This is a genomic window from Neptuniibacter sp. 1_MG-2023 (assembly GCF_030547185.1).
Classification (GTDB): domain Bacteria; phylum Pseudomonadota; class Gammaproteobacteria; order Pseudomonadales; family Balneatricaceae; genus Neptuniibacter.
In genome coordinates, this window is record NZ_JAUOQR010000017.1 from 1 (window position 1) to 17,855 (window position 17,855).

At 42.9% G+C, this 17,855-nt stretch carries 17 protein-coding genes and 3 tRNA genes; 14 read left to right on the forward strand and 6 right to left on the reverse strand.

Annotation, left to right across the window (positions count from 1 at the left end; translation table 11 throughout):
- From Q4492_RS14630 to Q4492_RS14655, 6 genes are all read left to right on the forward strand, one after another.
- Nucleotides 1-77: transfer RNA gene (locus tag Q4492_RS14630), tRNA-Arg, on the forward strand.
- Between the two features lie 22 nt (nt 78-99).
- Nucleotides 100-176: transfer RNA gene (locus Q4492_RS14635), tRNA-Arg, on the forward strand.
- 80 nt (nt 177-256) lie between these two features.
- On the forward strand, nt 257-1,723 hold the full coding sequence (thiI, locus tag Q4492_RS14640; RefSeq protein ID WP_303419473.1) for a tRNA uracil 4-sulfurtransferase ThiI: 1,467 nt from the start codon (nt 257-259) through the stop codon (nt 1,721-1,723).
- Between the two features lie 223 nt (nt 1,724-1,946).
- Entirely contained in the window at nt 1,947-2,183 is a 237-nt protein-coding gene (locus Q4492_RS14645) for an OadG family protein (protein ID WP_303419476.1), read from the forward strand.
- A 56-nt stretch (nt 2,184-2,239) separates the two neighbouring features.
- Nucleotides 2,240-4,021 (forward strand): sodium-extruding oxaloacetate decarboxylase subunit alpha, encoded by a 1,782-nt coding sequence (gene oadA, locus Q4492_RS14650; RefSeq protein ID WP_303419479.1) that lies wholly within the window; start codon nt 2,240-2,242, stop codon nt 4,019-4,021.
- 9 nt (nt 4,022-4,030) lie between these two features.
- The gene (locus tag Q4492_RS14655; RefSeq protein WP_303419483.1) at nt 4,031-5,332 is read left to right on the forward strand and encodes a sodium ion-translocating decarboxylase subunit beta; all 1,302 of its coding nucleotides are present in this window, start codon (nt 4,031-4,033) and stop codon (nt 5,330-5,332) included.
- 58 nt (nt 5,333-5,390) lie between these two features.
- Here the strand turns inward: Q4492_RS14655 and Q4492_RS14660 are convergent, their stop codons facing one another.
- On the reverse strand, nt 5,391-6,314 hold the full coding sequence (locus Q4492_RS14660; RefSeq protein WP_303419486.1) for a histone deacetylase family protein: 924 nt from the start codon (nt 6,312-6,314) through the stop codon (nt 5,391-5,393).
- A gap of 294 nt (nt 6,315-6,608) precedes the next feature.
- On the opposite strand from Q4492_RS14660, the gene Q4492_RS14665 reads away from it, so the two are divergent.
- A complete protein-coding gene (locus Q4492_RS14665) occupies nt 6,609-8,213 on the forward strand; it encodes a tetratricopeptide repeat protein (RefSeq protein ID WP_303419488.1) in 1,605 nt (534 codons plus the stop codon).
- A gap of 173 nt (nt 8,214-8,386) precedes the next feature.
- Here Q4492_RS14665 and Q4492_RS14670 read toward each other — a convergent pair whose 3' ends face one another.
- A complete protein-coding gene (locus Q4492_RS14670; RefSeq protein WP_303419491.1) occupies nt 8,387-9,295 on the reverse strand; it encodes a LysR family transcriptional regulator in 909 nt (302 codons plus the stop codon).
- A 251-nt stretch (nt 9,296-9,546) separates the two neighbouring features.
- Here Q4492_RS14670 and Q4492_RS14675 point away from each other — a divergent pair, with 251 nt between their 5' ends.
- A complete protein-coding gene (locus Q4492_RS14675; RefSeq protein WP_303419494.1) occupies nt 9,547-9,825 on the forward strand; it encodes a hypothetical protein in 279 nt (92 codons plus the stop codon).
- Between the two features lie 475 nt (nt 9,826-10,300).
- On the opposite strand, the gene Q4492_RS14680 is transcribed toward Q4492_RS14675, so the two are convergent.
- The 4 genes from Q4492_RS14680 to flgA all read right to left on the reverse strand — a co-directional run bounded on the left by Q4492_RS14680 (nt 10,301) and on the right by flgA (nt 12,102).
- Nucleotides 10,301-10,377, reverse strand: a tRNA-Arg gene (locus Q4492_RS14680).
- Between the two features lie 79 nt (nt 10,378-10,456).
- Nucleotides 10,457-10,945 (reverse strand): flagella synthesis protein FlgN, encoded by a 489-nt coding sequence (locus tag Q4492_RS14685; protein ID WP_303419497.1) that lies wholly within the window; start codon nt 10,943-10,945, stop codon nt 10,457-10,459.
- 9 nt (nt 10,946-10,954) lie between these two features.
- Nucleotides 10,955-11,266 carry a flagellar biosynthesis anti-sigma factor FlgM gene (flgM, locus tag Q4492_RS14690; protein WP_067867153.1) on the reverse strand — a complete coding sequence of 104 codons (312 nt, stop codon included), beginning with the start codon at nt 11,264-11,266 and terminating at the stop codon, nt 10,955-10,957.
- Nucleotides 11,267-11,406: 140 nt separating this feature from the next.
- Nucleotides 11,407-12,102, reverse strand: coding sequence for a flagellar basal body P-ring formation chaperone FlgA (flgA, locus tag Q4492_RS14695; protein ID WP_303419501.1), 696 nt, complete (start codon nt 12,100-12,102; stop codon nt 11,407-11,409).
- Between the two features lie 83 nt (nt 12,103-12,185).
- On the opposite strand from flgA, the gene Q4492_RS14700 reads away from it, so the two are divergent.
- The 6 genes from Q4492_RS14700 to Q4492_RS14725 all read left to right on the forward strand — a co-directional run bounded on the left by Q4492_RS14700 (nt 12,186) and on the right by Q4492_RS14725 (nt 17,803).
- Entirely contained in the window at nt 12,186-13,124 is a 939-nt protein-coding gene (locus Q4492_RS14700; protein WP_303419504.1) for a chemotaxis protein CheV, read from the forward strand.
- A 32-nt stretch (nt 13,125-13,156) separates the two neighbouring features.
- Nucleotides 13,157-14,005, forward strand: a complete 849-nt coding sequence (locus Q4492_RS14705) for a protein-glutamate O-methyltransferase CheR (protein ID WP_303419507.1) — start codon at nt 13,157-13,159, stop codon at nt 14,003-14,005.
- Between the two features lie 302 nt (nt 14,006-14,307).
- Nucleotides 14,308-14,703: a flagellar basal body rod protein FlgB gene (gene flgB / locus Q4492_RS14710; RefSeq protein WP_303419509.1), complete on the forward strand. Its 396-nt coding sequence runs from the start codon at nt 14,308-14,310 to the stop codon at nt 14,701-14,703.
- A gap of 2 nt (nt 14,704-14,705) precedes the next feature.
- Nucleotides 14,706-15,134, forward strand: a complete 429-nt coding sequence (gene flgC, locus Q4492_RS14715; RefSeq protein WP_303419511.1) for a flagellar basal body rod protein FlgC — start codon at nt 14,706-14,708, stop codon at nt 15,132-15,134.
- Nucleotides 15,135-15,165: 31 nt separating this feature from the next.
- Nucleotides 15,166-15,864 (forward strand): flagellar hook assembly protein FlgD, encoded by a 699-nt coding sequence (locus Q4492_RS14720; RefSeq protein ID WP_303419517.1) that lies wholly within the window; start codon nt 15,166-15,168, stop codon nt 15,862-15,864.
- A gap of 10 nt (nt 15,865-15,874) precedes the next feature.
- A complete protein-coding gene (locus Q4492_RS14725) occupies nt 15,875-17,803 on the forward strand; it encodes a flagellar hook protein FlgE (RefSeq protein ID WP_303419519.1) in 1,929 nt (642 codons plus the stop codon).
- Nucleotides 17,804-17,855 lie beyond the last annotated feature (52 nt).

The following is a 17,855-nucleotide window of genomic DNA, read 5'->3' on the forward strand; positions in this document are numbered from 1 at the left end:
GCGCCCGTAGCTCAGCTGGATAGAGTACCTGGCTACGAACCAGGCGGTCAGAGGTTCGAATCCTCTCGGGCGCGCCACTTCAAAAAATATTTCAGATATGCGCCCGTAGCTCAGCTGGATAGAGTACCTGGCTACGAACCAGGCGGTCAGAGGTTCGAATCCTCTCGGGCGCGCCATCTAAACCTAAGCTGTATATGTATATCCCTTCGTTTTATAATAACCATTCATATTCCTTTATATTGTTGAGCTCCCCGCTATGAAGTTCTCTATTCGTTTATTTCCAGAAATTACTATTAAAAGCCGTCCGGTACGCAAACGTTTGATTCAGCGATTACAGAGTAATCTGCAGAATATGATGCGTCGTGTTGACGAGCAGATTAAAGTGCGCGGCCACTGGGATAAGCTCGATGTTGTGTGTGAGGGGGCTAGTGCCGAGATCGTGGCGCAAGTCGTTGATATTATGCAGCGTACGCCGGGTATTCATAGTTTTGTGGAAGTGACAGAGTATCCATTGGGTGATTTTCACGATATATACGAAAAAGCACACGCAATTTATGCTGATGAGCTGAGAGGTAAAACGTTTAAGGTGCGTGTGAAGCGCTCAGGCAAGCATGAGTTCCGTTCCATTGATGTTGAGCGTTATGTAGGGGGGGGCTTAAATCAGCATTCAGAGGCGCTTGGAGTCGATGTACATAAGCCTGATCTTTATGTGGATTTAGAAATTCGTAATGACAAGCTGCATGTAGTTACAAATACCTATAAAGGTTTAGGCGGTTTTCCGTTAGGAACTCAAGAGGCCACCTTATCGTTAATCTCAGGTGGTTTTGATTCTATTGTTGCCAGTTACATGTCAATGCGACGTGGCTGTAAGACCCATTTCCTTTTCTTTAACTTGGGTGGGCATGCGCATGAGATTGGCGTAAAGCAAGTGGCCCTATATTTATGGCAGCGTTATGGCTCATCTGCGCGGGTTAAATTTATTACCGTTCCTTTTGATGAAGTTGTAGGCGAGATTCTTCAATCTGTGCACCATTCTCATATGGGTGTTGTCCTTAAACGGATGATGATGAGAGTAGGTGAGCAGGTCTCTGATCGTATGGGGATCGATGCTTTAGTAACAGGCGAAAGTATTGCCCAAGTGTCGAGTCAGACGTTACCTAACTTGGCGATCATTGATGCTGCGACAGAGAAGCTGGTAGTAAGGCCTCTGATAACAATGGATAAGCAAGATATTATCGATATTACGCGTGAAATCGGTGCTTATGATTTTGCGAAAAATATGCCTGAGTATTGTGGAGTTATTTCTGATCGTCCGACGACCTGCGCTAAGAAAGATCGAGTCGAGAAAGAAGAGTTAGATTTTGACTACGAGGTGTTAGAAAGGGCCTTGGAACGTCGTCAGGTTATTAGTATCGACGAGATTATTGAAGACGTAAATATTCATGCGGAAGTTGAGGCCTTAACCAACGTAGGTGCTAATCAAGTTGTTGTTGATATTCGTGCGCCCCATGAACAGGAAAAGAAACCCTTGAATATTCCTGGATGTGAAATTCAATTGGTGCCCTTTTTTGCTCTATCCGCCGCGGCAGATGGCTTTTCTGAAGACAAAGATTATCTACTATACTGTGAGAAAGGTGTGATGAGTCAGATGCATGCCCATCAGATGCAAGAGCGGGGCTTTAGTAACGTAAAAGTGTACCGCCCAGGTGTAGCCGAATCATAGGGTCGTTTTTTAGTTTAAGCGGCAGTGTGCCTATGTTTTTGGGTATTATGCCGTCAATTAGATGAATTTTGACCTCAATTTATTGCCAGAAATAGACTTTTCGGGTTTAATTGTGGTCCATTTGCAACCAGTGCATTCGCTAGTGAACGTTTATAAATTATAAACGGATCAAAAGTCGCTTACTAAGCGAATGGGTTTCGATAAGTACAGGAGCATCCATAAGATGGAAAATCTGCTATCAGAAGGCCTAGAATTAATGGCCTTTGGTATGGGATTCGTATTTGTATTTCTAACTTTGTTGGTATTCACGACTTCGGGAATGTCAAAAGTAGTTAGCAAGTATTTCCCAGAAGCACCTGCTAAGCCGAAAGCAAAAAAAGCTGCACCAACAGCTGCTACGGCTAGTAATGATGAGTTGATAGCTGTAATGACAGCTGCTGTTCATAAATACCGTTCATAAACAAAGAACGGATAAATAAAGAATAATCTGCATTAATCGACAGAAGGCCATTACCCATGACCGACGCTAAGAAACCACTTGGTATTACCGACGTAGTTCTACGTGACGCACATCAGTCACTTTTTGCTACGCGTATGCGAGTTGAAGATATGCTGCCGATCGCGGAAAAGCTGGATAAAGTAGGCTTTTGGTCCCTAGAAAGCTGGGGCGGCGCAACATTTGACTCATGTATTCGCTTTATCGGAGAAGATCCGTGGGAGCGTATCCGTCTGCTAAAGCAGGCAATGCCAAATACTAAACAGCAGATGCTTCTGCGTGGACAGAACCTACTCGGTTACCGTCATTACGCTGATGATGTTGTAAATAAATTCGTTGAGCGTGCTGCAACCAACGGTGTTGATGTGTTCCGTATCTTTGATGCGATGAACGATCCACGTAACCTTGAAACAGCGATTAAAGCTGTTAAGGCAACTGGTAAGCATGCTCAAGGCACAATCTCTTTCACGAAAAGCCCTGTTCATACCACTGATATGTGGGTTGAATATGCTAAAACGCTGGAAGACAAAGGCGCTGACTCTATAGCGATCAAAGATATGTCAGGTATCTTGACGCCATATGATGCATTTGATCTGGTTTCTCGTCTTAAGGCGCAAACTGATCTAGAAGTTCAGTTGCACGCACACGCTACATCAGGTCTGTCAGATATGACAATCCTGAAGGCAGTAGAAGCGGGTATCGACCGTGTTGATACAGCGATCTCTTCTATGTCGATGACTTATGGTCATACAGCTACAGAGTCTGTAGTTGCTGCGTTAGCTGGTACAGATCGTGATACCGGCCTTGATCTGCTTCAACTTGAAGAGATAGCAGCTTACTTCCGTGAAGTGCGGAAGAAGTACGCTAAATTTGAAGGTTCTTTGCGCGGTACTGACTCTCGTATTCTTGTTGCTCAAGTGCCTGGTGGCATGTTGACTAATATGGAAGGCCAGCTGAAAGAGCAAGGCGCTGCTGATAAGTTTGATGATGTATTGGCAGAGATTCCACGAGTACGTGAAGATCTAGGCTGGATTCCGCTAGTAACACCAACGTCTCAAATCGTAGGTACGCAAGCGGTGATTAACGTCCTTATGGGCGAGCGTTACAAAACAATTTCTAAAGAAGTTCAAGGTATTCTTAAAGGTGAGTATGGTGCAGCTCCTTCATCATACAATGCAGAACTTCAGGCCCGTGTTCTAGATGGCGGAGAAGAAATTACCTGTCGTCCAGCGGATCTGCTTGAGCCCGAAATGGATAAATTGGTTGCTGAGTTGAAAAATCTAGCAACTGAAAAAGGCATCAACCTAACGACTGGTGAGAACGAGATTGATGATGTTCTAACCTATGCGTTATTCCCACAGATTGGCCTGAAATTCCTTGAAAATCGTAATAACCCTGATGCATTTGAACCTGTACCTACATTAGAGGACGCACTAGCGATGTCTGCACCTAAGAAATCTGGATCAGAAGTTTACACAATCACTGTTAACGGTCAGAACTACGTTGTACAAGTGGCTGAAGGCGGAGATATCTCTGCTGTAGCACCTGCATCTGCTGCGCCAGCTGCTGCTCCTGCACCAGCGGGTGAAGGTGAAGATGTGCCAGCACCGCTAGCGGGTAACATTTGGAAAGTTGAAGTGTCTGCAGGTCAAGCGGTTCAAGAGGGTGATGTACTTGTTATCCTAGAAGCGATGAAAATGGAAACGGAAGTACGTGCAGCACGCGCAGGTACGATTGTGACTATCGACGTAAGCGAAGGTGACGCTGTTCAGGTTGGCGATTCCTTGCTGACACTGGCTTAAGGTATTCTGATGGAAAAGTTAACCCAACTGTTTACAGCCTCAGGTATTTACAATATCACGGGCGGCCAGTTCATCATGATTTTGGTTGGCTTGTTGCTATTGTTTCTAGCCATCCGAAAGAATTTTGAGCCTTTGTTGCTTGTGCCTATCGGTTTTGGCGGCATTATGGCAAACATCCCTGAAGCGGGACTTGCTTATTCTGCAGTTGAAAACGCAGTGCATTTTGCTGTACCTGAAGTGTTGAACTCGCTTGCGGGTGCGCTCAACATAGCTAGTACAGACCCTCATGAGATTCTCCATGCTTATCATGGATCATCAGCTGCTGAGCATACGGCTGCAGTTTATGCGGCTCAAGATAGCGGTTATAACAACGGTATGTTGTATAACTTCTATACGGTTGCTATTGCTTCCGGTGCCGCACCATTGCTGATCTTTATGGGCGTAGGGGCCATGACCGATTTTGGTCCCTTGTTGGCTAACCCTAAAACACTGTTCTTAGGTGCTGCTGCGCAATTTGGTATCTTTGCAACTGTATTAGGGGCTGTTGGCCTGACAGCGGTGGGTGTTATGGACTTTAACATTCAGGAAGCCGCTGCTATTGGTATCATCGGTGGTGCTGATGGACCAACGGCTATCTATGTAACGAGCTTGCTTGCTCCTCATTTGCTCGGTGCAATTGCCGTAGCTGCATACTCCTATATGGCGCTTGTTCCTCTTATTCAGCCGCCAATCATGAGAGCATTGACGACGGAAGCAGAGCGTAAAATCGCGATGCATCAGTTACGTCATGTTGGCAAAATAGAGAAGATACTCTTCCCGATCTTGCTGCTTATCTTGGTTGCATTGTTATTGCCAGATGCTGCTCCGTTATTGGGTATGTTCTGTTTTGGTAACTTAATGCGTGAGTGTGGTGTAGTGGATCGCTTGAGCGATACTGCGCAAAATGCACTGATCAATATCGTAACGATCTTCTTAGGGTTGTCAGTCGGATCTAAACTATCTGCGGATAAGTTTTTGGATCTACAGACACTAGGTATCCTCTGCTTAGGTATTGTTGCATTCGGTATTGGTACGGCTTGCGGTGTTATCATGGCTAAGATCATGAATAAAATGGCAGGCGGTAACGCTATTAATCCACTGATTGGCTCAGCCGGTGTATCGGCTGTACCTATGGCTGCACGTGTATCAAATAAGATTGGTCTTGAGTCGAACCCTCAAAACTTCCTTTTGATGCATGCTATGGGGCCAAACGTAGCGGGTGTAATTGGATCTGCAGTTGCTGCGGGTGTGATGATTAAGTTTGTAAGTTAAGCTTAGTAAGTGATTAAAAAAGGCTGCCAATTGGCAGCCTTTTTTGTTGAACTTGGATTTAATGTCCGGACAGAACTTCGATATGAGCTTGTACACTAAAGGCGAGCGATATTGGGTTATAACCGCCCTCTAAAATAGATACTATGCGGTTCTTACTATAAGTCTTTGCCGCATCCATCAAAAATTGAGTGACCCAGCGATAATCCTCTTCATTTAGCTTTATATCTGCCATTGGGTCTTCATGGTGAGCATCAAAACCTGCGGAGATGATGATCATATCGGGCTTATGTGCTTGTATCGCAGGTAGCCACCTTGATTCAACCAATTTACGGAATACCATACCATCACTATGGGCTTCCATAGGGCAGTTTATGATATTGTCCCGCTGGATATCGCTATAGCGTTTGGGATAGAAAGGGTGCTGAAAGGTCGAGCACACTAATACTTCTGGTTTGTCTTTAAATATATCAACGGTCCCGTTTCCTTGATGGACGTCAAAATCAAAGATAGCCACGCGTTCTATATCTGGCTGCTGTAAAGCATGCATGGCAGCAATTGCCGCATTGTTGTAAAAGCAGAATCCCATAGGATTATTATGCTCTGCATGATGCCCTGGCGGACGTACAGCGCAGAATGCGTTTTGAGCTTTGCCTGCAATTACCCTGTTTGTGGCTAATATGGCTGATCCGGCTGCTAAGCTTGCCGCATGTAATGAGTCTGGGCATAGGGCAGTATCTTCATCAGTATAGATAATACCTTGTTCCGGAAGTTTCATTTCTAAACGTTTTTGATGGAGATGGGCATGAGCTAATTGGATCTGCTCAGGGAGAACGTGAACAGATTGAATCTGTTCAAGTTCTTGCATCAGCCCTGTTTTTTCCAGTACTTTCTTAATGGCGACAAGGCGAATAGGACTCTCTGGATGCTCTGGCCCCATATTATGTAAGCCACAATCATCATGTGTGATAAATGCTGTAGTCATAAGTATCTATTTTTATATGTTTTTATGTAGTGTACCTGAAACCTGTAGATGAAGATCTCATCATATTGTATCAATACCCCCAGATTACGCTTAGTGGGAGCGGTTTTTCTTGATCTGGGTCATTCGCGTTTAGTTGTTCTCCCTATAGGATAGTCAACACAGCATAGAACTGTCTTGGCACCAAGTGTTTCACCCTACGCTTGGTGCTTTTTTTTGTTTTCAGTAAAGGCTTTTGTCTTGAGGCCTCCGCTTTTATACTGCATACATATATGTAACTTTATCGCGGATGGTTGAGTGGCTAAGGTAGATTATTCTGACAAACAAGTGTTGCTGATTGAAAGTAGTGGCAACATGCGTGCAACAATCTTCTATATGCTAAGAAGCTTAGGTGTAGTGAACCTTAAAGCGATCACTATTAATGAGCGAGTTCTATCCGAAATATCCGAAAATAACTACGATGTTATTCTGCTTGGCCATAATGTAAATGATAGTGTGGCCGGTATTCAGATTCTTGAAGAGTGCCGCTATCTTGGTTATATCAAACCAAGTGCCTGCTGGGTTTTTATGACCAGCGATTCGTCGCAAGAAGTCATTTTACATGCAATTGATAGCCGCCCCGACGAGCTTATTATGAAGCCTTTCTCTATCGATGAGCTTAAGCATCGATTAGATAGCATATTGTTTCGTAAAACTATTTTTAAGCCTATTGATGATGCACTTGAGATCGGTGATTACCCTACGGCCATAAATTACTGCAAAAATAACTTTGCTAGTTATGATGCCGAATATGATGAAGCACAGTTAATCTTATCGCGTTTATTAACCCAGTTTGGTAAACCGCAGGAAGCTGCCAAAATTGCAGAAAAACTCTATTGGAAAGGTCATGATAAAGATGCGGGCCTGTGTTGGGCTCAGGCTCTTCTAGCGCAAGATGATATTCAAGAAGCACAGCGTTTGTTAAATGAGCTGATTAGTGAATATCCTTTATTTATTGTTGCTTACGACCTTTTGGCTTCTAGTCATGAGAAAAATGGTGATCTTGAGTTAGCTTGTGAAACAGTGAATGAAGCCACTCAACGCTCGCCATTGGGTATTCCGCGTCAAATGGAGTTGGGGCGCTTAGCTACTCAAACGAAAAAGCTCGACCTCGCTGGAGGTGCTTATAAAAAGTCGATCGCATTAGGCCGGCATAGTTGTTATAAGTCGCCAGAACCTTATTTACGCCTAGCAAATGTAAAGCGAATAGAACTCTCTGCTGCTGAAGGAAACGCAGAAGTAGGGCTTCATAATGAGTTTGAAAGCATAATTGAACAGGCTTATAAAACCTTTCCTGAAGATCATCTGTTAAAAGTAAAAGCGTCATTGCTGAAAAGTGAGCTGTATAACCAACTTGGTGATACTGAAGCGGCAAATAAATGCACACGTGATGCCCAGAGAGCTAATTCGGAGCTATCCACACCGTTAAACTTAGAACGTGAATTGCTCAATGTAATGGGTGATGCTGTACCGCTGATCGAGCCTGAGAAGACGAAGCGTGCAGCACCGGTGGTCAGTAAAAAACATGATCCTGAGATGAGTGTCAAAGTGAATCGCTTAGGTGTTAAGCATTACCTCTCAGGTAAAATGCCTCAAGCCCTCAAATATTTTGGTTTAGCGACCGAGTATGACACGACTAACGTTAATGCGTTGCTCAACTTGGCTCAGCTTTTTCTTGAGTCGGCGAGAGACACCGTAGATAAGCGTGCAGAGCGCTTAAAAATGGTAGAGCGTTATTTAAAATTATCGAGCCGATTGGTTTCTGATGGCGTTGAGAAAGATAAATACCACCGATTGCAACACTACTTAGAAGAAGGGGTAGGTAAGATACCTGATGGATCTTTGGGGAACCTTATACGCTAATTTTTTTGTAAATAAGAATGGTGCGTATTACTACGAGGCTGCTATGCCGAAGCTGCGGTCATGAATAAGATGATTATAGGGCGACTGTAAGAAGAGCGTTTATGGCAGACTTAGGAGCTCATTGGAGGCTGCAGAGGTCAGTTATCTGAAAGTAAGGCGATAAACGTTTAGCGCTATTGTAAATCAGAAAAAATATAGTTTTTTAATACCTCCAGCGATTGATTGTTGCGTTGTTTCAATGAAATGCAGCTATATTTCACCATTAGCTCTGCTTTGGGTAATGGTCTAAACACCGTCCCTGTGACACATGTATGCTTTAGTGGAGCGGCTAACGTTGCTATACCTTGACCTGCCGCGACCATAGCAATGGCCACTGAACGAGGAGTGGCTTCAATAATTTTCTTAGGGCTAAACCCTGCTTTGTGACATTGACCAATGATTTCATCGTACAGGGTGGGGTTGGTATCTCGTGGAAATAAAATTAAAGTCTCTTCTATTAGGTCGCTAAATGTTACTTCACTTTTCTGTGTAAGAGGGTGAAAATCGGGCAAAACTACCCCAGTCTCATCGGCTTTGATAGGAATTGTATCAAGTAATTCATTGTCAGGACGGTACAAAATGAACGCTGCATCTAGGCTTTCATCAATGACGCTCCGAATTAACTTATCTGATGTTGTTTCTACAAATTCATACTCGCAATTAGTTAATTCAGTATTCAATTTTTGTATGATACTGGGTAGAAAGCCGGACATGACTGCACTGGAATAACCAAGCTTTAGTTTATTTATTTTGCCATGACCAATAGAGTTAGTTCGCATTGTAATGGTGTTAATGTGATCAAATATACTTGGCAAGGATTCATATAAATACTGACCGGCATTGGTGAGTTTTATTTGTCTTCTTTGTCTATCAAACAATTGGCAGTTTAGGCTTTCTTCTAGTTGTGCTATTTGACGAGATAGCGCTGGTTGGGCCACGTGAAGCTCTTCGGCTGCTTTACGAAAGCTCAAGCAATTGGCAATTACCCAGAAATAACGGAGTTGGCGTAAATCGAAGTTGAATTGATATAATTTAGGTATCAAATGATTACATTTCCATATTGGACTGATATGGGTTTGCTGAAGATAATAATATCTACTTAGTTTTTTTAATCAACTTATGTGGATAATTATGAATATACAAGTTTTAGTTAAAAGCTGTATTGCTGCAGTGATCTTATCTGTTTCTGGTTTAACTTTTGCCGAATCTAACCTTGATAATCGACAGTTAGCAGAGCAACTTATTCAATAAAGGCGACCTTTCTGCACTTACGCAACTTTATAATGAGCAAGCAGTGATCTCACCAGGTAATGGTCAAGTTTTAAAAGGGCAGCAAGCGATTGCTGAACTATTTAAAGGATTTATTGATGGTGGCGTTCATAGCCATAAAATCTCAATAATTGAGATTGAACGCGAAGGTAATGTTTTGTATCAAGTTTCGAATTGGCAAGCATCTGGGCAAGCACAAGATGGTGTAATTCCAACTTTTGGTGGTGTAGTGACTTTGGTTTCAAAGCTCAATGAAGCGGGTGAGTGGAAGTTACAAGTACATAGTTGGAACATGGGTAAGTAATTATTTGATTGTCTAATCGATATGTCAGAAGGGTGAAAAGTAATCTATAAAGATTTTACTGCATGTAGCGAATTGGTAGTGTTGTATTAAATAGTAGATTTCACCCTGTTCATGCCAAGGTTCAAGGACGAACGATGTTGGTTTTCCTCGATAATCTTATGAAATTTATAGTCCTATGCCTAAATTAATTTAGATCATCATTCCTACACAGGAAGTGTCTGAGTTTTAAGGTTTTAATCACGCTCTAATTAGTCAAAATATACGGTTTTATTGCATCGGAGAATATTCTGAAGTGTGGTAGTACTGAATATGTTTTGACGGCTTTGAGGTTGATTCAGATGTGTGGTGTTAAAGCATTATGCTGTCTTATGTGGCGTATGCGACCGTATAGGTCAGCTTGTTTGTATTGGTAAATAAGCTGACATTTAAAAGTTAATTTTATTTAACTTATTGTTTTTAAGATATTTTAAAGGAATGGTGTCCCAGAGAGGATTCGAACCCCTGGCCTGTCCCTTAGGAGGGGACCGCTCTATCCTACTGAGCTACTGGGACTGAAGTAGGTGTGAAATTCTGCGAGATTCTAGCGCTAATTCTATGAAGAGTCACTAGCTAGGCGTGGTATTAGGATGGTTTAGGCTTTGCCTATCCTGTTTTGGGCTTTATAAAGTCCAGAGCTGCCTGCTTTAGTGTAGAGCTGATCCTGTTTTTTCTGTCCGCGCACAATGGCTAGTAACTGGGTTACATTTTGTTGACTGCGGTGAATCGCTTGCTCGTTACGCTTATTTTTATGTTGTAACTCTTTCAAATACTGCTTGATAAGCACGTAGTGTTCAGCTGCTTGCGATAAAAGTGGGCTGTCTTCTTCCGTGTCTCCGGGGAGTCCATAATCACCCGCTTCGATGTTATAACCGAAAGATTTCAGTAATTCTACGCGTTCGAGGGTGAAATTATGGAAGCTATTGAGCAGCGCCATTTTTTCCTGAGTGGTATCACTCAAGCGATCGATGTCTTTGCTGCTCAGAGCTTCAAGCTCTTTGTCGTAAATAGAGCTGAGTGATTCTAAAAGCAAAATACCCTGCTCTAGCAGGGTATTAAGTTCTGTTATTTGTTGCTCAGTCATGTCATTGCTTTAAAGTAGGTTATCAAAGTTAAGCATCTTTTCAGCTACGCGTTCAGCGTTAATCTGATAGCTACCACTTTCTATTTCCTGTTTGATTCGCTCGACACGTTCATTGTCCACATCAGGTGTGTCAGACAGTTGCTTGTCAACATTCTGCAGTAACTGTGCTGCATTGCTGAGATTGACTGTATCACCTTTATTGGACGGGGGCTGCTGGGCAACTGCACCGTTGCCATTTTTGGCAGCGTTACCTTGCTCATTAGTCCGTGCACGAGTGCTTGCCGTCTGTGATGATGACAGGCTCGTGAGATCATTAATCATTTATCCGTCCTCTGTACTGTATCTGAACAAGCTTATCGGCGGCTCTTAATAGAACTTTAAGAAAAAATTAAATTATTTTCTTGTGGTGTTATAGATGCAGTATAGCAGTTGAATTATGGCCAATCTACTTGGGAGTGAGGCTAAGGGACTTGTACTAAACCCGCTTGGATTATTTTAGCTTTAACCATCACACCTGAACGGTCATTTCTGACTTTGATCTGTTCTCCTAGTGTTCCGCTTTCGAGGGCAGTGCCTGATGTTCGGATACTTACGCCATTAAGCTTGGCTTCGATAATAAGCGCGTCACCTTTAGATACAGCTAAAGGTGCTTTGAGCATTGATGTGGTTATTACTGTATCGGCGGCGATGCTTCTTTTACTTGTCCAGCCTATAATATCTTGGAGTTTGGTAAAATATACCGATCTTAAGGAGGTTATCTCAACCTCTTTAAGTTTTATATCTTGCATGCTGATATAGGTTCCGCGGGCTAAACTAGATTGTGCGACTACAGCTATATCAAATTCTTTTACTTCTGCTGTTATGAATAGCTGCCAAAGAGGTGATGGGCAGCGTGCTTTTAGGGTGATGCGACTGCCGCTGCCTTTTGGTGTTTGAAATTCATAAGGGGCTAAGCAGGTTTTTAGTTTGATTTTTCTGCTAATCGGGTTAAGTTTGATCTCTACACGTGTGCCAGTCCCTATGTTGCTGTAGTGTTCATAGAGGTAATGTTCAGCCGACTGCTCAAGTTTTTCTGCTTCACCAGCAGCAAAAAGCTGTAAGGGTGACAAAAGAAAAGTGGTTAGTAGGAAAAGTCGTGTTAAATTATAAGTATTCACGTTGTGTCATCAATATTCAGGGTGGCGTATTTGTGTGTAATATAAAAATAGAATTGATTTAATCTCTACGGGATTGTTAGATCATGTCAGGTATCCTAGATAGTGTAAACCTACGTACTCAGATGGTGGGCCAGAATAGGCTCGAACTATTATTGTTCGCTTTGGAAAGCGATCAGCAGTACGGCATTAATGTGTTTAAAGTACGAGAAGTTTTACAGTGCCCAAAACTTACAGAGGTCCCTAGACAGACTTCTGCGATTAAAGGGATGGCACATATTCGTGGTGAGACAATTCCTGTATTGGATCTGTCAGAAGCGATTGGGCGTGAGTCTGTACCTAAAGATCAACGTCGCGACTGTTTTTTGATTGTCGCTGAGTACAATCGTCGTACATTGGCATTTTTAGTGCGCCAAGTAGATCGTATTCTGAATACGCAGTGGGATCAGATTATGGCTCCACCAACAGAAATAGGTGTAGAAAACTATCTGACAGCTATTTTTGAGCACGAAGATCGACTGATAGAGATCTTAGATGTTGAGCAGATTCTTGCTGATCTTTACCCTATGCCTACAGAGGTAAGTAAAGAGGTAGCTGATGATCAGCTTCGTGAAAAGGCCAAAGAGTACCAGATACTTATAACTGATGACTCTTCGGTTGCGCGTAACCAAATGAAGCGTAGTTTGGAAGGTCTAGGGATTAAAGTTACAGCTTGTAATAATGGTCGCCAGGCATGGGATTTCTTATGTGATTTGGCCGATCGTGGGATTGATGTTACGACTCATTTTTTGATGGTTATTTCAGATATAGAAATGCCTGAAATGGACGGTTATACCTTAACTTCTATGATCCGTGATGATGAGCGTATGAAAACTATGCATGTTGTTTTACATACATCCCTATCCGGTGGTTTTAACGTATCAATGGTTAAAAAAGTTGGGGCTGATGGCTTTCTTGCCAAATTTAACCCTGATGATTTGGCGACAGCGGTTGTGCAACGTATTCATCAAGTTGAAACAAAGTAGCAGCGCATGTTGAATAGGAGTGCCTACTCTTCATGAGTATTACGCCTCGGGCTGGTTTTGCTATTACGGATTCTGATTTCGAACTATTTAGTCGCTTTCTTGAAGAGACGAGCGGTATATTGCTGGCTAAACATAAGCAATACCTAGTTCAAAGCCGGTTGGGCAAAATCGTTCAAGAGCAAAACTGTCTTAGTTTAAAAGACCTGATTACTAAACTTCAGAGCCCCGCTTCAATGAAATTGCGTGAGCAAGTTATTGATGCGATGACGACGAATGAAACGTTATGGTTTAGAGATGTACATCCGTTTGATATTCTTAGAGATCGTATTTTACCTGAGCTATTAAGTCGTGGATCAGGTTCAAAAATACGTATCTGGTCGGCTGCATGTTCTACCGGACAAGAACCATATTCCATCAGCATGACGTTTGATGAGTTTAAAAAGAAAACTCCGGGTAAGTTGTTATCAGAAGAGATTGTTGCCACCGATATATCTACGCAGGTATTAGCCCAAGCTCGACGTGGTGAGTATGAGATGTTAGCGATTGGTAGAGGGCTTTCTCAGGATCGCTTAGTTCAGCATTTTAGTGAGACTGCCGGTGGTAGCTGGGTTGTTAAGCCTGATATTAAAGCGCGTGTGCGTTTTCAAAGCATTAATCTGTTAGGCCAGTATTCTGCGCTGGGTCAGTTCGATGTTATCTTTTGTCGTAATGTGTTGATTTACTTCTCCAGTGAGAAAAAAACTGAAATTCTAACTAAGATGCATTCGGTGTTAAAACCTGGAGGTTATCTGATTTTGGGAGCATCAGAGTTTTTGTCAGGTTTATCTGATAAATATCAGATGATTCATTGTCAGCCCGGGATAATTTATCAAGCAATCTGATAGATATCCGATCTATATTAAGCCGTAGATCGCTTTCTGCGGTTTAGTTATCTTCCGCTTTCCGCTTTCCGCTTTCCGCTTTCCGCTTTCCGCTTTCCGCTTTCCGCTTTCCGCTTTCCGCTTTCCGCTTTTATCTCTATTTGTTTGCCGGGCGGCAAAGAAGAGGTTTTATATTGCCGTTTCTCGCCGGTAAATTTAGCGGATATCAGTCTGTGTTTTTATATCTATTTGTTAAATAAAGGTTTTTTTGTTTTGGTATGTGTATTGCTTAATAGAACGTGTTCAATAAAGGAGATCGTTTGATGGCAATTAGCTTTGATGCAGCGCTGGGGATACATGATGATGCACTATTATATCGTGCACGTCGCGCAGAAGTGCTGGCTAATAATATTGCTAATGCCGATACGCCTAATTTTAAAGCAAAAGATTTAGAGTTTTCTCAGATCTTAAATCAGGCATCTGAGATGACAATTAAACAGGCGGCAACATCTCCTAAGCATCAAACAACCTTATTAAGTCCTGATCTTGCCGCTGACATGATGTTTCGTATTCCTTCTCAGGCATCTGTTGACGGTAATACGGTTGAAGTTCAGCAAGAGATGGCTCGTTACACTGAGAATGCACTGGATTATCAGACATCTTTCCAGTTGTTGAATAAAAAAATAACAGGGCTGAAATCAGCGATTAAAGGTGAATAGTCATGTCTTTGAGTAATGTTTTTGGTATTGCAGGGTCAGCGATGAATGCGCAAACGATCCGCTTAAATACTACAGCAAGTAACATGGCAAATGCTGAAAGTATCAGTTCTAGTATTGATGAAACCTACCGCGCACGTAAGCCTGTTTTTTCGGTACAGCAAACAGATCCACTTGCTGATAATAAGTTTGGGGTTGCAGCAGGTCAGGGCGTACAAGTATTAGGTATTGTTGAAAGCCAAGCAGAGCTGCGCAAAGAGTATAACCCTGAGCATCCAATGGCGGATGAACAAGGTTTTATCTATTACCCAAATGTTAATGTGGTAGAGGAAATGGCAGATATGATATCGGCTTCTCGTTCCTTCCAAATTAACACTGAAATTCTAAATACGGCCAAGCAGATGTTGCAACAAACCATCAGCCTTGGACAGTAATAAACAAATTAAGACGCGAGGCTAAATAGCCATGAGTACTGTAAGTGGCGTAAATCAAAACGTCTTTGAACAAATCAATCAGACCAATCAGACGTCGAGTACTGCAACGAGTCAGACGGATGAAGATAGTGATATGTTCATGCGGTTAATGATTGCTCAGTTGCAAAACCAGGACCCTTCAAGCCCTGCTGATACGACTGACTTCATGCAACAGATTGCTACCATGTCACAGGTAGAAAGTATTAATCAGCTAAATACATCGATCAATGCGATGTCGCAGTCGATGTTATCAAGCCAAGCGGCTTTGCAGGCTTCAGCGATGGTTGGTCAATCTGTTTATATTCCGGGCGATACCTCTGAAGTGGGTACGCAGGCAAATCCCTATGCTCATGGTTCTTTTAATCTAGATACAAGTGCATCGGACGTGCGTATTAAGGTTTATAACTCAAGCGGTTCCCTTGTGGACACTATGCAGCTCGGAGCAGTTGAGCAAGGTGAGCATGAGTTTGCTTGGCAGATGGCGTTTGATGAGGATGGTAATCCTGAGCTACCAGCAGGGGATTACACATTTACTGTTGAGCGTTTAGATGATGGCGAATACAGCGCAATAGACACTAATCTGGCTTATCAGGTTAATAGTGTGACGTTGGGCGAGAATGGTATTGGAATGAAAGTTAATACGAACGCAGGCTCTTTTGATGTCAGCGACGTGAAACAGATCGGCGTGTGAGGACAGGATAATGGCAGGTTTTAATACAGCAGTAACCGGTCTGAAGGCAGCAACTACAGACCTTGATGTAACTGGTAATAATATCGCGAACGCGAGTACGGTAGGCTTTAAATCTTCACGTACGGAGTTTGGTGATATTTATGCAACAGCAGTTGTCGGTGCGGGTTCTTCGAATGTTGCCGGTGCGGGTGTTACCGTTACCGATATCGCTCAGGATTTCCAAGCAGGTACGGTCGAGTTTACTAATAACAACCTTGATTTAGCGATCAATGGCTCAGGCTTCTTTCAGCTTGATGATGGCCAAGGCGGCACAACTTATACCCGTGCTGGTGCATTTGAGCTAGATAAAGATGGCTTTATGGTATCGAAAACCGGTAAATACCTACAGGGTTACGGTTTAGATGAAGAGGGTAACCGTTTACCGATTGGTAACTTAGCCGTAACGGAGAAAGAGAGTCCGCCTAAAGCGACGGAAGAGATTGATCTCTCATTCAATATCGATTCCCGAGAAGATTCTACGACGCTATTATCTGATTATGATAAAGATGAACCGGGTTCTTTTACTTATAGTACAACGGTTCGTACCTTTGATAGTTTAGGTAATGAACATACCATTAAGATCAACATGGCTGAAGCACGTCCCGTGCAGGCTCAGCAACAAATTACCTCTTTGACTGCTGGCGATACTATCTCGGGTGTTACGGTAACGGCAGCTCATATGACTGAGCTTGCAGGCTATGCGGCTGGGGATGTTATCTCTTCGGGTGCTTTCTTTAGTGATCTAACGGATCCTGTTACGGGTGATGCTCGAATCGGAAGTGTGGTTATTAATGCGGCGGGTGATATTACGCTTCGGTTTAAATCTGAATACCCAGAACCTGATTTAGTGCAAGTGACAGGTTCATCTGCAGTGGCTGAGATTGAAGAAATTGATGCCAATGAGACATACACTTTTGCAATTGATAGCGGTGAAGTACCTTTGACCGCAGCTGTTGTGCTTGAGGTTGGTGGAATTTCAATTGGTACTTTAGGTATTGGTTCTACCGCTGATCAGATTGGCCAAGCGATAACAGCAAGCGAAGCTAAGATCTTAGATGCAAACCCAAGTGTAGAGTCGGTTATCTACGATAACGTCAACCAAGAAGTGGTAGTGACTTATAAAGCTGAATCAGGGGATATTACACCCGCTGAAGCGATCACTATTACCGAAACCTCCGGTGCTGTTGCAGGTGCACCTTTTGATGCAGCGGTTGTGAAGAACGGTGATAATTCATTTGAGGGGGTATACAGAATGTATGCTTACTTAAATGGATCTGAGCAGTTAGATATAGGTAAAGAACTGGACCCAGGTGAAACGGGTACAGGAACTGAACCAGGACCGATCTTAGTTAAGTTTAATCCATCTAACGGTTTGCTAACGGGTATTAACGGTGATCAGTTCTCTGCTGGCTCTGTTGTGCCAACGATTACGATTACCGGTGCGGATCCAGCGGATTCGACAACGGTGATTGATCTAGATATCGCTAATACGACTCAGTTTGCGTCCTCATCTATTGTTAAAGCATCGACTCAAGATGGTTATACCAAAGGTGATTTGATCGGGGTTACGTTTGCGGGCACCGGTGAGATGGTTGCAAGTTTCTCCAATGGTCAGACTCAGGACTTAGGTGTTGTTGCTATAGCGACGTTTGAAAACCAGTCAGGTTTATCACCTTCCGGTGATACAGAGTGGACTTCAACGCTAGCTTCAGGGGATGCGATTGTGAATCCACCAGGTACAGGCTTGAATGGTACCTTACAATCGGCTGCTTTAGAGCAATCTAACGTTGATCTTTCAGCTGAATTGGTTTCTTTGATCGAAGCGCAGCGTAACTTCCAGGCAAACTCGAAAACCTTGGAAACACTCAATACAGTGACGCAGAATATTTTGCAGATATAAGGTTTATATCTGCTTCATTAAAGGCCGCATTAGCGGCCTTTTTTCGTTTTTG

Coding starts and splice junctions, on each gene's coding strand:
- thiI (WP_303419473.1), top strand. CDS start 257: ATGAAGTTCTCTATTCGTTTATTTCCAGAAATTACTATTAAAAGCCGT.
- Q4492_RS14645 (WP_303419476.1), top strand. CDS start 1,947: ATGGAAAATCTGCTATCAGAAGGCCTAGAATTAATGGCCTTTGGTATG.
- oadA (WP_303419479.1), top strand. CDS start 2,240: ATGACCGACGCTAAGAAACCACTTGGTATTACCGACGTAGTTCTACGT.
- Q4492_RS14655 (WP_303419483.1), top strand. CDS start 4,031: ATGGAAAAGTTAACCCAACTGTTTACAGCCTCAGGTATTTACAATATC.
- Q4492_RS14660 (WP_303419486.1), bottom strand. CDS start 6,314: ATGACTACAGCATTTATCACACATGATGATTGTGGCTTACATAATATG.
- Q4492_RS14685 (WP_303419497.1), bottom strand. CDS start 10,945: ATGACTGAGCAACAAATAACAGAACTTAATACCCTGCTAGAGCAGGGT.
- flgM (WP_067867153.1), bottom strand. CDS start 11,266: ATGATTAATGATCTCACGAGCCTGTCATCATCACAGACGGCAAGCACT.
- Q4492_RS14700 (WP_303419504.1), top strand. CDS start 12,186: ATGTCAGGTATCCTAGATAGTGTAAACCTACGTACTCAGATGGTGGGC.
- Q4492_RS14705 (WP_303419507.1), top strand. CDS start 13,157: ATGAGTATTACGCCTCGGGCTGGTTTTGCTATTACGGATTCTGATTTC.
- flgB (WP_303419509.1), top strand. CDS start 14,308: ATGGCAATTAGCTTTGATGCAGCGCTGGGGATACATGATGATGCACTA.
- flgC (WP_303419511.1), top strand. CDS start 14,706: ATGTCTTTGAGTAATGTTTTTGGTATTGCAGGGTCAGCGATGAATGCG.
- Q4492_RS14720 (WP_303419517.1), top strand. CDS start 15,166: ATGAGTACTGTAAGTGGCGTAAATCAAAACGTCTTTGAACAAATCAAT.
- Q4492_RS14725 (WP_303419519.1), top strand. CDS start 15,875: ATGGCAGGTTTTAATACAGCAGTAACCGGTCTGAAGGCAGCAACTACA.